Source organism: Peribacillus aracenensis (assembly GCF_025175645.1).
GTDB lineage: Bacteria > Bacillota > Bacilli > Bacillales > DSM-1321 > Peribacillus > Peribacillus aracenensis.
This window is the reverse complement of sequence record NZ_JANZMJ010000039.1, coordinates 19,293-34,282: the sequence shown is the minus strand read 5'-3', so window position 1 is coordinate 34,282 and position 14,990 is coordinate 19,293. Positions and strand designations below refer to the sequence as shown.

Genomic DNA, 14,990 nt, shown 5'->3' with positions numbered 1-14,990 from the left:
TCTCAACGGGTCATATTTCATATGCCCTTTCATTCCGTTTTGCTAACGGGTGCGTGGGACTTGATCCGTGAACTAAACTGTCCGCCCCTACTTGTAGAAACATGTTTGAGGCTGATTGGGACTTAGATTTCGTATAACAAGCGAAGCTATGACACCGCATGGATGACTAAATGGTACTGGTTAGTAAGTAGAGGACGGAAAAATAATGAATCCAGTTGTTGGTCTGGATGTGGCAAAAGGAGAGAGCCAAGTTCACGCATTTTTAGATCAATCTAAACCGTATGGGTAGAGCTTTCAATAAAGCATATCAAAGAGGAATTAGATCATTTTTTAGACTTTCTAAAAGAAGTTGAAGAGGTGACAGGGCAGATGAATTAATAAAGGAGTTATGTACATTTTTTATTCAGTAATGGATGAAATTGTAGATGAGTATTTCCCAAGCATTTATAAAAAGTGAAGGAATTGAATGGAATAGAAACGAAAAAACAAATCAAGATTTAATTGAAAATTATGTTAAACATCCTTATGCAAAAAATCTATTGGTTCTGTGATGCCTTTAAGTATCTCATAATAACAGTTTCCTCGAAGGCATAGCAGAAGGGATTAACCTTGGTAATCAGTATATAAAAGTTAAGCCAACGACATCTAAAATATGATACATCGCATTTTAGATGTCGTTGGCTTAATATTAATTAGAAACGGGCTGAACATTATAGTATTCTTCGAGTGTCACCCCTTGAGCTTGAATGTCTTTTGCTATCTCTATACCTACATAACGAATATGCCAAGCCTCATATTTATAGCCTGTAATTTCTTGCTTCCCTTCTGGGTAACGAATGATAAATCCAAACGCACTTGCATTTTTAGCTAACCAATCAGCCTCTTTAGTTTGACCAAAACATTCCTCAGCAGCACAAGTGCCATTAATGCCACTTACATCAATAGCCAAGCCTGTTTGGTGTTCACTGGTTCCTGGATATGCACTATAAGTTTTAGCCTTTTCAAGCCCATCCCTTTCTACATAATTATTAAAAATAGCTTCTTGCGTTTCCTGTGAACGAAATGCCGATACGCCGGCTAATTTAATATCGTCTTCTTCGGCCTTAAGAAATAATTTTTCCAAGGCTTCTCCGCCCTCTTTGCGCATCATTCGTTTTTCGATTTTTTCCTTGAAAATAAACGGTACATTTGGATAATAAAGGTCATCAGGTCTGTATTTATCAGGAAGTGGATTAAACTTATTTACTAATACGGGAATGCTTTCAGGGTTTGCAGAGACTTTAATAGCCTCTTGTTGAACCGTGTTAATATTAGGTTCATTTTCCTTTGGGTTAGATGCTGAATTTATCGTACCTACACTTTGATCGTGTATATTATCTTCTTCTTTAGAGTTATCCTTAACTGTACAGCCTAAAGTACATAATAAAATAAACGTTAGTAAAGCTATGGTGATAATGGATCTTAACATAGTGCGGCCCCCAGGTTCAATTTGTTACTAATCTTGCTTAATATTTTATACAAAAATTTAACAATCGATATATTAGGGAGGGAGAAAACAAAAATGAACTGTCCTATCATTTAGTCTCTTATATCCATCACATTTCGATTAATCATTCAATATGAAAATAGATATTAATAAAAAAGAAAATAGTCGATAGATTCCCATAATTTAAACATGAAATTGTATATCATGTATTTGTCTTTATAAATCGTAATTGTTACTATTTATAATTGATAAAACTCACAATATCAAATAAGAAGATAAAAATCAATATCTTTAAAGTACATTTCTACTAATTTCTGTAACGCCAACTCATCTTTTTCCTTCTGTGCTTTATAGAAATCCCCCGAATACCCCGACTAACTCCTTATCTGCGACCTGGTTTCCCATTTCTTTTAAATCGTTTTTGCTGCACTGATATGTAAAGGTGAATAAAATTCAAAGGGATAACCATGGAAAAAGAGAAAATTAAAAATTATGACATTGTTTAAGCGGCAATAGTGTAAAAAAAACTTGACCAAATATTGACACTTTCTAACATTATGCTATAATTCATTTTGTAATTGATAATCGTAATCATTACTATTTGTGGTGAATAATACTTTATGAAGAAAGGAAAACCAAAAAATATAATGTAGAGGGTAGTTGAGATGATCCAGGAAATAGATTTTATAAAATTTAATCCAACACAAAATATGACAATTCTCGTTAAAACTAATTATCTAGTTGAAGAGTATAAGCACATTGCTGAGAAAATCATGTCATACGACAGCGTGCATGCAGAACAAGTTGGATTTATAGAAAAGCCGATAAATAATAAAGCTGCTGCAAAGTTACAAATGGCTGGAGGTGAGTTTTGTGGTAATGCTTGTATGGCACTGGCAGCTTTTATAGCATCTGAAAAAGGATTAAAGCATAATGATTTGGCGGAGATAATATTAGAAGCTTCAGGCACAGATAAATTAATTACATGCCAAATGAAAAGAAATTTAGATGAATATCTCTGTCTGGTTACTATGCCTGTTCCTAAAAAGATAGAAGAGAGAACAATAAAATATGATGGCAACGATTTGAATATAATTATAGTGAGATATCATGAATTTATACACATTGTGATAGAAGTGGAGGAATTCGGAAAAACAGTAAGGGAAAAAGCGCAATCATTAGCAAAGTTGCTTGGAATAACTTTAGCTGCTAATTTGATTGGCGTTTTATTGTATAAATCGAAATCTGAGGAAATGGCGCCCCTCATTTATGTCCCACATTTAGATAGTATGATATGGGAAAGGGGGTGTGGTTCCGGTACAGCCTCCTTAGGAGCCTATCTAGCTTGGAAGTATAAAGGGGAGATTGTTACAAATATAAGGCAACCCGGTGGCGATATTAAAGTATTTGCTACTTGTCATGGAGAAGAATTAACAAGCCTTATGATTGAAGGGTCGGTACAAATAGTAGCACAAGGCAAAGCTTTTATAGATGGTTAGTTATAACATTGTACTGGGGGAAAATTAATGAATGCATTAATAACTTTTCAAGAATATTTAAGTGAGTTTTCAGAAAAATTCGATGGTTTAGCAGGAAGTTATGATCATACAATCAATAATTGTTCAGAGTTAGAGAGTTTAATAGATGACTATTCAAAATTCATAACAAATGAGACGAATAAAGAAGCTTGGAAACAACTAGAACTACAAGAATCTAGTGATTTGAATCAACTTGTGATGAACCTAAGAAGAAAATCGGCACTTTGTGTAGCTATTATGGAGAAATTTCGTGCAATCAAGCTACTGGATGGAAATGGTAAAAAGACAGACTATTTTAAAAATATAGAATCATGTATTGAAAAAGAATTTGGCAGTTTTCAAATTACTTCGGAGTCAAAAGTATTGTTAGTAGGATCAGGTTCATTTCCAATGACGCCATTATTAATCGCTAAGCGAACAGGAGCAGAGGTTGTAGGCATAGATATTGATGATGAGGCTATTCAACTTGGACGAAACGTAGTAGAGAAATTAGGAAATGGATTAAATATTAGATTAGAAAAAATATTAGTGGAAAATCTTGATTTTACGAAAACCGTGACTCATATCATTTTTAGTTCAACTGTTGAAAGTAAATATTACATATTGGATCAATTACATACATTAACGAATGAAAACGTAGTTGTTGCTATGAGGTATGGTAATCAGTTGAAGTCCTTATTTAATTTTCCATCAAAAGAGGTTGATGGGCAGAAGTGGAAGATGGTTGAAGAAATATTGCGTCCAGATCATGTGTTTGATATCGCATTGTATAAAAAAGCATAGCATACTATTTTGTAAGAAAAGGAGTCCTTTATGAATGATTTTAAGCGAGTCCTACTATTAGGCACTGGCCCAACATCTATCCAACTAGCTATGAATCTTAAAAATCAATTGAATTGCTACGTAGGAATTGTTGGGAGAGAATCTGTTCGTTCAGAAAATTTTTTTGAGGCACTTAAGGAAAGTAATCATTTAGTTCGTGTAAGCGTTCAAAATGAAAAGCATCAAACTATGCAAGGTGAATGCTTCATTGATCAAGTTTTTAGGGGTTATGGAACAATTAAGGGTGAATGGGATACTATTATTCTTGCTGTAACAACGGATGCTTATATAGAAGTATTAAAACAAATTAATAATGAGAAATTAAAACAAGTAGGGTGTATTGTTTTAATTTCACCGACTTTCGGTTCAAATAGCTTAATCAATAATTATATGAACGAGCTTAATTCAGATGCGGAAATTATCAGTTTTTCTACATATTACGGTGATACACGATGGATGCACGATAAACCTTCTAATAATGTGTTAACAACAGCAGTCAAGAAAAAAATTCATATAGGCTCTACACATTATCCATCTAAAAATGTTGAGGGGCTATGTAAGTTATATGAACAATTAGGTATTACTCTTGAAACTATGAAATCTCCAATAGAAGCAGAAACGAGAAATATTTCTTTATATGTTCACCCACCGTTGTTTATGAATGAATTCACACTAAGTGCAATATTTGGAGACTTAGAAAGCAAGAAATATGTTTATAAACTTTATCCTGAGGGGCCCATTACCCAATATTTAATTAGGGATATGCTGGCTCAATGGAAAGAAATCATGAATATCTTAGGGAAATTAAATATAAAAAATTTAAATCTACTTAAATTTATGACAGATGATAATTATCCCGTGAGATTGGAAAGTTTATCACGTCATGATATAGAGAATTTTAATCATTTAGAAGCTATCCATCAAGAATATTTATTATATATACGTTATACCGCACTGTTGATCGATCCTTTTTCAGAACCAGATAAGGATGGGAAATATTATGATTTTTCTGCTGTTCCAATTAGAAAAATGTTCGTCAATAGGGAAGGATATTTGGATATCCCTAGGATGCCTAAAGAAGACTATTATCGTATAAAAATAATTCAAGGAATTGCAAAATATTTAAATGTAAATTGTCCAACAATAGATAAATTCATTAAAACATATGAGAAAAAAATTGAAAAAGTGGCTCAATCCCATGAAGATAAATTGCTATCTAATGCATTTGTTGTTCAAAGCTTTGATGAAGATTTGAATATGATAAGCAGTGAAATAGGAAAAAGTATAAGCGCAAAGAAGTAGGAGTTAATAGAGTAATATACTATTTAAATAGTAATCATTTCGATTTATCAAAGCGGGATTTTTTCAATTTAGATCATATTTGACCAGTAAAAGGTGAATTAATTCAAATTAGTAAGGCTAAAGGGAGAGAAATATATTGTTAATTAAAAAATTTAAGTTAGCATCTCTAATATTTTTGGTTTTATCTATTCTAGTTGCCTGCTCTGCAGAAAAATCTAATAGTAAGAAAAAGGAAGGTGCTGATTCAACGAATAGCGCAAAAGAGTTAGTTTATGCATCTTCCAAAGATATTAATGATATGAATCCGCATCTGTATACAGGTTCAATGCCAGCACAAGGGATGGTCTATGAATCGTTGGTTGAAAATACAGAAGATGGGATTAAACCTTTGCTTGCTGAATCCTGGAAAATTTCAGAGGATGGAAAAGTATACACTTTTCATTTAAGAAAAGATGTGAAATTCCATGATGGAGAACCATTTAACGCAGAGGCAGTAAAGAAAAATATTGAGGCTGTGCAAAACAATGCAGAAAAGCATGCTTGGATTAAATTATCTACAAAAATAGAAAATGTAAATATAGTAGATGCTTATACAGTTGCACTTGTACTATCAGAAGCATACTACCCAACTTTGGTTGAATTGTCTATGACCAGACCTTACGTATTTTTATCACCCAAAGATTTTAAAAACGGGGGAACTAAAGATGGCGTAAATGGATTTAATGGTACAGGACCATATATTCTCACTAAACATAAAACTGATGAGTACGCCACTTTTAAAGCGAATAAAAACTACTGGGGTGGCTCACCTCAAATTAAGAAGATTACTTCTAAAGTTCTTCCAGCAGGGGAAACGACATTTTTAGCTTTACAAAAAGGAGAAGTAAACTTTGTTTTTACTGATGACCGCGGTGCAGACAGTCTTGATGTAGAAGCAATGAATCAATTAGTTGATTCAGGTGATTATCAGTTGGTTAGAAGTGAACCAATGAATACGAAAATGATTGTAGCTAATAGCAGTAAATCTGATAATCCAGTAAGTGAAACTGCTGTTCGTGAAGCCATTTGGCACTCGATTGATAGAGAAACCATTAGTAAGGATATTTTAAATGGTACGGAAACAGTAGCCAATACACTATTCTCACCTAACGTCAATTATGCAGAGGTCGAGTTGAAGAAAAGAGGCTATGATTTAGAGAGAGCGAAAGAACTTTTAGAAGAAGCTGGCTGGAAATTAGAGGATGGTGCTGCGGTTAGAACGAAAGACGGTAACAAATTAGCCTTACAACTTTATTATGACAGCAATTCTTCTTCCCAAAAAACACAGGTTGAGTTTATTCAAAGTTCTTTAAAAGAGATTGGTATTCAGCTAGAGATTATCGGTGAAGAGTCGACTTCAATTGCTAATAGAAGGACTACTGGTGACTATGATCTATTATTCAATCAAACATGGGGACTAGCGTATGATCCACAAAGCACAATCTCTGCTTTTACTTCTGAGGCTTCTTATTTACATACTACAAGTGGCATTGCAAAAGCAGATGAACTTTACAAGAAGATTGATAAAGTAATGGTGTCACCTGATGAGGAAACACGAAAATCATTATATGCTGATATTTTGACGATTGTACATGATGAAGCAGTCTTTATTCCCATTTCAAATGGCAGTGTCACTGTAGTTGCCCCCAAAAATTTAAAAGGCATATCATTTAAGCAAACGCAATTTGAGTTACCTTTTGAACTGATGAACGTTGAATAGAAAAATAAAGGGGAAGATTCCCCTTTTTATTTATGTGAAGAGTAACCTTTTAAGTATTATATTGCAGAAGTAAGTGTGTTTTTTAAAATTTCTATTAAAGGAGATTTTCTATGGGAAGTTACATCATTAAGAGACTATTCATATCAATCCCTTTACTTTTAGTCATTTCATTTTTAACGTTTATTTTAATTAATCTTTCTCCCTTAGATCCTGCTGAAGTGGTATTGCAAGCGCAAGGTGTTCCAACAATAACAGATGAATTAATTGCTCAAACGAAAGAAGAGTTGGGAATGGATAAACCATTTATTATACGATACTTCGATTGGGTTATTGCTTGCTTACAGTTGGACTTTGGGATTTCCTACGTGACAGGAAAACCGGTTTGGTCGTTAATTGGTCCAGCTTTTCTAAATACGTTCAAGCTAACGTTGGTTTCATCTGTTGTCATTATTGTTCTATCGATACTTTTAGGTGTGATCTGTGCGATGAAAGAAGGAAAAATAATGGATAAGTCAGTAAGAGGATTTTCATTTTTCCTAACGGCAATGCCGTCATACTGGCTGGCAACTCTTATGAGTTGGTATTTTTCCGTTAAATTGGATTTATTGCCAACAAGCGGAATGGAGTCGTATAAAAGTTATATTCTACCGGTTATTGTCATTGCGATAAGCTATGCAGGCATTTATTTTAGGGTCGTTAGAAGTTCGATGTTGAGTAATTTAAATGAAGACTATGTACTGTATGGAAGGGCATGTGGCTTAACAGAGAGGAAAGTCACCATGCATATATTAAGAAATTCATTGCAAGTGGCCATTTCGATATTTTGTATGGCTATACCTATTATATTGGGAAGTACAGTAGTTATAGAAAATGTATTTGCTTGGCCAGGATTAGGAAGTTTAAGTGTTCGAGCTATTCTAGGCAGGGATTTCCCTATTATCCAAGCGTATGTACTTATTTTAGCAGTGGCCTTTGTATTGTTTAATACGATTTCCGACATTATAAACGCTGTGATGAATCCTAAATTAAGGAATGATCTCTAAATGAGAATATTTAAAAGTTTAATAAAAGATAGGTTAGGGACAATTTCTCTCTTAGTTATTATTGTAACAATCGTTGTTGGTATATTTGCCCCTATATTTGCTCCACATGACCCTGAAGAAGTAAAAATGAGCCTTCGTTATGCTTCTTCATCATGGGATTACCTATTAGGTAATGATCACTTAGGACGATGTATTTTATCTAGAATCATTTATGGCATTCGTCCCAGTGTTTTATGGGTTTTAGTTGCATTATTCATATCTGTCTTGATTGGAGCGGTTTTAGGATTTCTAGCAGGCTACTTTAGAGGAAAAGTAGATGCCACTGTAATGAGAATTTGTGACACGATGCTATCTTTTCCAGGATACGTAATGGCATTAGCTGTTGTTGGTATTTTAGGTGTGGGGCTTGAAAATATATTGATTGCGTTTACCTTGATTAAATGGGCATGGTTTGCTCGAATAATCAGAACGTCTGTTATGCAGTTTGCTGAAAAAGAATATGTGAAATTTGCCAAAGCATCAGGTATTAGTGACGTGAAAATTATTTATAAACACATGGTTCCTGTTACATTTTCTGATATCGCAGTGATTTCGAGCAGCTCAATTGGTTCGATGATTTTGCAAGTATCAGGCTTTTCATTCCTAGGATTAGGAATTCAAGCCCCAAATGCTGAATGGGGAATGATGTTAAATGAGGCAAGGGAAGTAATGTTTACAAGACCAGAATTAATGTTAGCTCCTGGACTAGCCATTATTATGGTAGTATCTGCATTTAACTTTTTCTCTGATGCACTTCAAGTTGCCATAGACCCTAAATTAATTACCTCAAAAAATAAGCTTCAAGAGGAGTTAACAATCTCTAAAATTAAGCTTCAAAAGAGGTGGCAAAATAATCTATGAATATATTAGAAGTTAGAAATCTGAGAATATGGGATAGTAGCTCCGGTAAAGTGATTATCTATAATAGTTCATTCCATTTAAAGCAAGGAAGCTGTCTGGCAATTGTAGGAGAAAGCGGAAGCGGTAAGTCTCTGACTTGTAGGTCAATAATGCGATTAAATAAATCCTGGCTTCACCAATCAGGAGACATTTTATTTAAAGGAGAGAACTTTAACGAACTTTCAGAAAAGGAGATGAGAAAGAGAAGGGGAAGAAACCTTTGCATGATTCTACAAAATGGGATGAGTGCCTTTGACCCTTCCTGTGTAATTGGGGTTCATTTAAAGGAAACGCTTGTTGAACATTTCGGTTGGAGTAATAAAGAAATCGAAGAAAAAATGAAAAATGCTATGGAAAGTGTCATGCTGAAAAATCCGATAGAGATTATGAATAAATATCCACACCAGCTATCGGGTGGAATGTTGCAGCGAATAATGATTGCGTTAGCATTAGTATTAGAACCAGACATTATTATTGCTGATGAACCAACAACAGCTTTAGATACTATTTCACAATTTGAAGTCGTTGAGCAATTTATAAAAATACGGGAAAGAATGGGCTGCTCGATGATCTTTGTTTCTCATGACTTGGGAGTTGTTAGAGCAATTGCTGATGAAGTTCTAGTCATGAAGGATGGAGAAATTATTGAAAGAGAAAAATCGAAAACTATATTTTCAGAACCGGAACATGACTATACCAAATATTTAGTATCTACTAGACTAGCGTTGAGTAATCATTTTAAGAAAATAATGGGGAGAGCTTAAAATTGCTAAAGGTTGATAGTGTAGAGAAGTCTTATAAAAGTGGTGGACTCTTCTCAAACAAAAGACAAAAGATTTTGAACAATATTAGTTTTGAATGTGGAAGTGGCGAATGTCTCGGTATTATCGGAGAAAGTGGGAGCGGGAAATCCACCTTAGGTCGTTTACTAATAGGAATTGAAAAGCCAGATCGGGGAACCGTTTTATTTCAGGGTGAAAATGTAGGGGATAGAAGAGTGAGATTGGGTAACATTAGCGCTGTTTTTCAAGACTATAAAACTTCCATTAACCCATTTTTTACAGTTGAGGAAGCCATTATGGAGCCATTAAAAATTAAGAGCAAGCTCAAAATAGAAATTCAAAACAGGATTGATAATCTATTGAATCAAGTTGGGTTAAATCCATCCTACAGAAAAAGATATCCTCATGAATTATCAGGGGGAGAGGTTCAAAGGGTATGTATTGCAAGGGCCATTTCCACAGAACCAAAATGTATTTTATTAGATGAAGCAATCAGTTCTTTAGATGTATCAGTTCAAATACAAGTGCTTGAATTACTTAAGGAATTAAAAAACCTCTACAATATGAGCTATGTATTTATTACTCATGATATTCAGGCCGCCGCCTATATTTGCGACAGGGTCATTATTTTTAGAAATGGTCAAATTGAAGAAGTAATTAAAATCGAACAATTAAAAAACGTTCAGTCAGAATATGCTAGAAAATTATTGGACAAATTAATAACTTTTTAGATTATTTTCGAACTAGGAGGAGAAAAAATTGTGAGTGGAGCTATGTCTTGGCCGTTTCTGCGTTTATATCTGTTGGTTCTTCTTTATTTTAGTGCCAATGCCATTCTAAATGTTATTATCCCCTTAAAAGGGGAATCATTAGGAGCCAGCAATACTACTATCGGCTTGATTATAGGGGCGTATTTATTTACAACCATGTTCTTTCGTCCGTGGGCAGGTCAAATCATTCAAAAGCATGGACCGATAAAAGTGTTGCGCATTATTCTTATAGTCAATGGTTTTGCTTTAATATTATATACGATTACTGGGTTAGGCGGCTATCTAGTTGCCCGTATGTTACAAGGAGTGTCGACAGCTTTTTTTTCCATGGCATTGCAGATAGGCATTATTGATGCACTACCAGAAAAGGATCGCTCTCAGGGCATCTCACTTTATTCTTTATTCTCTTATATACCAGGTATTATTGGACCTATACTGGCATTAGGAATTTGGCAAGGAGGTATGGATTATTTTACTGTAGTGATGATAGCAATTGCCATCACTACAGGGGTGTTTGGCTATAGTGCCAAAATGGAAAAAGGAAAGGATCAACCTGCTTCAGTTAAAAATGAGCAAGGAGTAAGTATGTTTAAGGCATTTAGTCAGTTGGTAAAAAATCCGTTTCTGTTTAAATGCAGCGTATTGATGTTAGTTACCTCCATTGTATTTGGAGCGATTACAACCTTCCTACCACTGTACGCTATGCAATTAAAAAACGGCAATGCTGGAATTTATCTCATGCTTCAGGCTGGTACCGTTGTCTTTGCTCGTTTTACTTTAAGGAAAAGGATTCCTTCAGACGGTAAGTGGCATTCATCTTTTATCATGGGGGCTATGCTTCTTTTAGCAATAGCGGCGCAATGTGTAAGCGTATCTATAACTTGTGGGGCTTTCTTTTTCTATGCAGGTGCGATTTTAATGGGGATAGCTCAGGCAATTATCTATCCAACGTTAACAACGTATTTAACCTTTGTATTGCCTAAGGTTAATCGAAATGTGTTACTTGGTTTATTTATTGCTATGGCTGATTTAGGTGTTTCGCTAGGTGGTGTCATTATGGGGCCGATAGCTGATTTTTCCTCATACTCATTTATGTATAGGATTTGTGCTATCTTAGGTGTGACGATGACCATTTTTGCATATGATCGAAGAAAAATATTTGTTGGGTAAATATAAAGGAGTCTTTCAAAAGTTTCATATATGACTTTTGGAAGGGTTAGTTGAATTTAATATTTTACTCTTATAGAGGATAATCTTTTTATAGGATTCTTTTTCTTTTTAATGGCTAATTAATTTTGTATGAGATAAGCCTAAATTAAGAAAGAATGTAAGTTGGCATATTGTTGTGAATTAAAATCAAAATCATCAATCTTTTTTATAAAAAATAACTGATCTATAGAAAAAGCTCGTTTTGATCAAACTTTATTCAAAACGAGTTCTTTTTGTTTGCAGCTAAATCAGCGTTTACGGAAATTTTTTAAACAAACTTTATTCCATACCAACATCCATACTATAACCATTCAATTGCCTGATAAGCTCCGTGAGAAATTTTCTAAAGGAATTCTTTTGAATCTCTTATACTTCAATCGGAATGAACTTATCTGTAAAAGGCCTGAAAGGATTCCTTAGAAAGCCAGTCATTATTAAACCTTGAAACCTGGGCATTGGTTATCCTTTTGCGATTATGATTGTTGAATACACTTTTTTAAAAAAATTCGCAACTTAATCATAAGAAAAGAATCCGTTTTGATTATTTTTTCAAAAAAGATTCTTAGTATTGGCTATCAAAGGATGTATTTGTGTTTATAGCTACAATTTTGTTAAGGTTAGTAGCATGTACCTGAATTAAAAAGATAGAAAAAGAATTCAATTACCAGTACTGGCGGAATGTGTGTTCAAATCGTAATTATTCCAATTTACAAATCGTAATAATTACGATATACTACAAATGCTAAAAAAGAGTGAATATATATCGGAGGGTAATTTCATGAAAAAGTTTAACAGAATGTTAGCTCCTGTATTTGCAATCCCACTTATGCTTGTTGGATGTCAACAAGGGGATGGTAAGGAGAGGGCGGAAAATCAAATAAAGAAGGATACTGACAAGATTCAAATAGTCACTACTTTTTATCCAATGTATGAGTTTACAAAAAATGTTGTTGGCGATCTCGCTGAGGTAGAATTATTAATTCCTTCTTCCATAGAGCCTCATGATTGGGAACCTTCACCAAAGGATGTAGGTAATATACAAAATGCAGACTTATTCGTCTATGACAGTGAGTATATGGAGACATGGGTGCCTGATATCGAAGAGAGTTTAGATTCTAAAAAGTCTACTTTTGTTAAAGCGAGCGAAGGAATCACTCTAATGGAAGGTGAAGAGCACGAACATGCAGAGGAAGAAGAGCAAGCACATAGTCATGAAAAGGATCCACACGTTTGGTTAAGCCCTGCACTTGCACAAAAAGAAGTTGAGAATATTAAGGATGCATTAATAAAGGTTGATCCAAATCATAAGAAAGAGTATGAAAAAAATAGTGTGGCTTATATAGAAGAACTAAAGGACCTAGATAAAGAATTTAGATCTACACTTGCAGATGTTTCAAGTAAAGAAATTATTACTCAACATGCAGCTTTTGGATACTTAGCAAATGAATATGGTCTTAAACAAGTAGCAATTGCCGGCTTGTCTACTGAAAACGAACCAAGTCCTGCTAAGCTTGCAGAATTGAAGAACTTTGCATTAGACCATAATATAAAAACTATTTTCTTTGAAGAAGTAGCATCCCCAAAAGTAGCAAAAACTCTAGCAGATGAAATAGGGGCGGAAACTCAAGTACTTAATACCTTGGAAGGATTAAGTGAAGAAAATCAAAAAAAAGGCGCTAATTATATTCAAGTAATGCAAGATAATTTAGATAAACTAAAGGGTGCATTAAGTAAATAGTTAATGAAATAAAAGTGTGATACATGACATAGTCACGCTTTTTATTTTTTTGTAAAACTGGAAAGGAGTGACATGATTGAAACTTGTAGAAGTAAAAGCAATTAAATTTGGGTATGGCCATACTCCAGCACTAGACGATATTTCCTTTCAAATAAATAGTAGTGAATTCATTGGGGTTACAGGACCTAACGGTGCCTCTAAATCAACTCTGTTGCGATTGTTGCTAGGCTTATTAAAGCCTTGGAGCGGAGAGATAAAAATAAGTAAAAGTAATGAAAAAGGACTACCGTTAAAAATTGGATATGTACCTCAACAAATAGCTTCATTTAATGTTGGTTTTCCAAGTACTGTTATAGAGTTGGTCCGTTCCGGGAGATTTCGTAAAGGAAAATGGTTTGCTAAATTGACTGCTCTTGACGAGAAGGTTGTTCAAAATGCTTTGGAAATGGTTGGGATGTGGGAATTTAGGAACCATAAAATCGGGGCATTATCTGGTGGTCAAAAACAAAAAATCTGTATAGCACGTGCTTTAGCAGCTGAACCAGACTTTCTTGTACTTGATGAACCAACAACCGGAATGGATTTTGAAAGTAGAAAAAATTTTTATGAATTTATGAACCATCGAGTTAAGGAGCACAACTGTACGGTCTTGATGGTAACCCATGATCAAGAAGATGTAAAACCTTTTCTTGATAAAATCATTCATCTTGAGAAGGGAGAACGAGATACATGGAAATGTTTGACCTTGAATTCATGCGAAGGGCATTTTGGGCAGGAGGATTAATTGCCATCATTGCTCCAATATTGGGAGTCTTTCTCGTATTAAGGAGACAAGCGTTAATGGCTGATACCCTCTCACACATTTCCCTAGCTGGAGTAGCTGTCGGTTATTTCATTCATACTGATTTAACGCTTTCAAGCTTTCTTGTTGTTATTATTGGTGCCGTTGCAGTAGAGTATATGCGCAGAGCTTACCATTCTTATTCTGAGGTTTCCATTGCCATATTAATGGCTGCTGGTTTATCTCTAGCCCTCTTTTTAATGAGTATTAGTGCTGGTGGCATGACAACTAATGTGGAACAATATTTATTTGGTTCCATTGTAACTATTAGTAATCGGCAAGTATATATCATGCTGATTATAACCTTAATAGTTCTCCTGTATTTTTGGATATTAAAAAGACCGCTATTTTTGTTAACATTTGATGAAGATACTGCATTTGCTAGTGGGATTAATACACATATTCTGTCACTCTCATTCAGTATTTTAACTGGACTAGTAATAGCGGTCATTATCCCTACAATTGGTGTACTGTTAGTATCAGCCCTGCTTGTCTTACCAGCTGCCTTTTCAATAAGGATAGCAAAAGGTTTCAAATGGGTAATTATTACCGCGATAATTACTGCCTTTTTCGGCATTATCACCGGTTTAAGTACTTCCTATTATTTAGGAACTCCTCCAGGAGCAACTATTACGTTGCTTCTTGTTGTCATCTTATTACTGGGATTTGCTTTTCAAAAGATTTACTTTTTAAAAAGAAAAGGTCATTGATATGTACTAAAAAGTTTTTTTTGTTAACTTAGGGAAACCGTAAATCTTTCT

The 14,990-nt window shown here is 34.4% G+C and carries 13 protein-coding genes; 12 read left to right on the top strand and 1 reads right to left on the bottom strand.

Annotated elements, in window-relative coordinates; translation table 11 throughout:
• Positions 1 to 688: 688 nt before the first annotated feature.
• Entirely contained in the window at positions 689 to 1,468 is a 780-nt protein-coding gene (locus N0M92_RS25575; protein ID WP_260288438.1) for a M15 family metallopeptidase, read from the bottom strand.
• Between the two features lie 683 nt (positions 1,469 to 2,151).
• Between N0M92_RS25575 and N0M92_RS25570 the strand changes: the two genes are divergently transcribed.
• From N0M92_RS25570 to N0M92_RS25515, 12 genes are all read left to right on the top strand, one after another.
• Complete coding sequence (locus N0M92_RS25570; protein ID WP_260288437.1) at positions 2,152 to 2,985, top strand: diaminopimelate epimerase; 834 nt, start codon at positions 2,152 to 2,154, stop codon at positions 2,983 to 2,985.
• Between the two features lie 27 nt (positions 2,986 to 3,012).
• The gene (locus N0M92_RS25565) at positions 3,013 to 3,807 is read left to right on the top strand and encodes a class I SAM-dependent methyltransferase (RefSeq protein ID WP_260288436.1); all 795 of its coding nucleotides are present in this window, start codon (positions 3,013 to 3,015) and stop codon (positions 3,805 to 3,807) included.
• 30 nt (positions 3,808 to 3,837) lie between these two features.
• A complete protein-coding gene (locus N0M92_RS25560) occupies positions 3,838 to 5,148 on the top strand; it encodes an opine metallophore biosynthesis dehydrogenase (protein WP_260288435.1) in 1,311 nt (436 codons plus the stop codon).
• Positions 5,149 to 5,284: 136 nt separating this feature from the next.
• On the top strand, positions 5,285 to 6,907 hold the full coding sequence (gene cntA, locus N0M92_RS25555) for a staphylopine-dependent metal ABC transporter substrate-binding lipoprotein (protein WP_260288434.1): 1,623 nt from the start codon (positions 5,285 to 5,287) through the stop codon (positions 6,905 to 6,907).
• A 110-nt stretch (positions 6,908 to 7,017) separates the two neighbouring features.
• A complete protein-coding gene (opp1B, locus tag N0M92_RS25550) occupies positions 7,018 to 7,950 on the top strand; it encodes a nickel/cobalt ABC transporter permease (RefSeq protein WP_260288433.1) in 933 nt (310 codons plus the stop codon).
• Positions 7,951 to 8,850 (top strand): staphylopine uptake ABC transporter permease subunit CntC, encoded by a 900-nt coding sequence (cntC, locus tag N0M92_RS25545; RefSeq protein WP_260288432.1) that lies wholly within the window; start codon positions 7,951 to 7,953, stop codon positions 8,848 to 8,850. It begins immediately after the preceding gene.
• Complete coding sequence (gene cntD, locus N0M92_RS25540; protein ID WP_260288431.1) at positions 8,847 to 9,653, top strand: staphylopine uptake ABC transporter ATP-binding protein CntD; 807 nt, start codon at positions 8,847 to 8,849, stop codon at positions 9,651 to 9,653. The genes cntC and cntD overlap by 4 nt, the downstream gene beginning before the upstream one ends.
• Before the next feature lie 2 nt (positions 9,654 to 9,655).
• Positions 9,656 to 10,402 (top strand): ABC transporter ATP-binding protein, encoded by a 747-nt coding sequence (locus N0M92_RS25535; protein WP_260288430.1) that lies wholly within the window; start codon positions 9,656 to 9,658, stop codon positions 10,400 to 10,402.
• 30 nt (positions 10,403 to 10,432) lie between these two features.
• Entirely contained in the window at positions 10,433 to 11,611 is a 1,179-nt protein-coding gene (gene cntE / locus N0M92_RS25530; protein ID WP_260288429.1) for a staphylopine family metallophore export MFS transporter CntE, read from the top strand.
• Positions 11,612 to 12,428: 817 nt separating this feature from the next.
• Entirely contained in the window at positions 12,429 to 13,388 is a 960-nt protein-coding gene (locus tag N0M92_RS25525) for a metal ABC transporter substrate-binding protein (RefSeq protein WP_397443924.1), read from the top strand.
• Between the two features lie 76 nt (positions 13,389 to 13,464).
• On the top strand, positions 13,465 to 14,172 hold the full coding sequence (locus N0M92_RS25520; RefSeq protein WP_260288428.1) for a metal ABC transporter ATP-binding protein: 708 nt from the start codon (positions 13,465 to 13,467) through the stop codon (positions 14,170 to 14,172).
• On the top strand, positions 14,118 to 14,939 hold the full coding sequence (locus N0M92_RS25515; RefSeq protein WP_098373690.1) for a metal ABC transporter permease: 822 nt from the start codon (positions 14,118 to 14,120) through the stop codon (positions 14,937 to 14,939). Before N0M92_RS25520 ends, N0M92_RS25515 begins: the two co-directional genes overlap by 55 nt.
• The last annotated feature ends 51 nt before the right edge of the window (positions 14,940 to 14,990 follow it).

What these genes read in the sequence shown, in the direction of transcription:
- N0M92_RS25570 (WP_260288437.1), top strand. Translation starts at nt 2,152, where the DNA reads ATGATCCAGGAAATAGATTTTATAAAATTTAATCCAACACAAAATATG.
- N0M92_RS25560 (WP_260288435.1), top strand. Translation starts at nt 3,838, where the DNA reads ATGAATGATTTTAAGCGAGTCCTACTATTAGGCACTGGCCCAACATCT.
- N0M92_RS25515 (WP_098373690.1), top strand. Translation starts at nt 14,118, where the DNA reads ATGGAAATGTTTGACCTTGAATTCATGCGAAGGGCATTTTGGGCAGGA.
- cntC (WP_260288432.1), top strand. Translation starts at nt 7,951, where the DNA reads ATGAGAATATTTAAAAGTTTAATAAAAGATAGGTTAGGGACAATTTCT.
- cntD (WP_260288431.1), top strand. Translation starts at nt 8,847, where the DNA reads ATGAATATATTAGAAGTTAGAAATCTGAGAATATGGGATAGTAGCTCC.
- N0M92_RS25575 (WP_260288438.1), bottom strand. Translation starts at nt 1,468, where the DNA reads ATGTTAAGATCCATTATCACCATAGCTTTACTAACGTTTATTTTATTA.
- N0M92_RS25565 (WP_260288436.1), top strand. Translation starts at nt 3,013, where the DNA reads ATGAATGCATTAATAACTTTTCAAGAATATTTAAGTGAGTTTTCAGAA.
- opp1B (WP_260288433.1), top strand. Translation starts at nt 7,018, where the DNA reads ATGGGAAGTTACATCATTAAGAGACTATTCATATCAATCCCTTTACTT.
- N0M92_RS25525 (WP_397443924.1), top strand. Translation starts at nt 12,429, where the DNA reads ATGAAAAAGTTTAACAGAATGTTAGCTCCTGTATTTGCAATCCCACTT.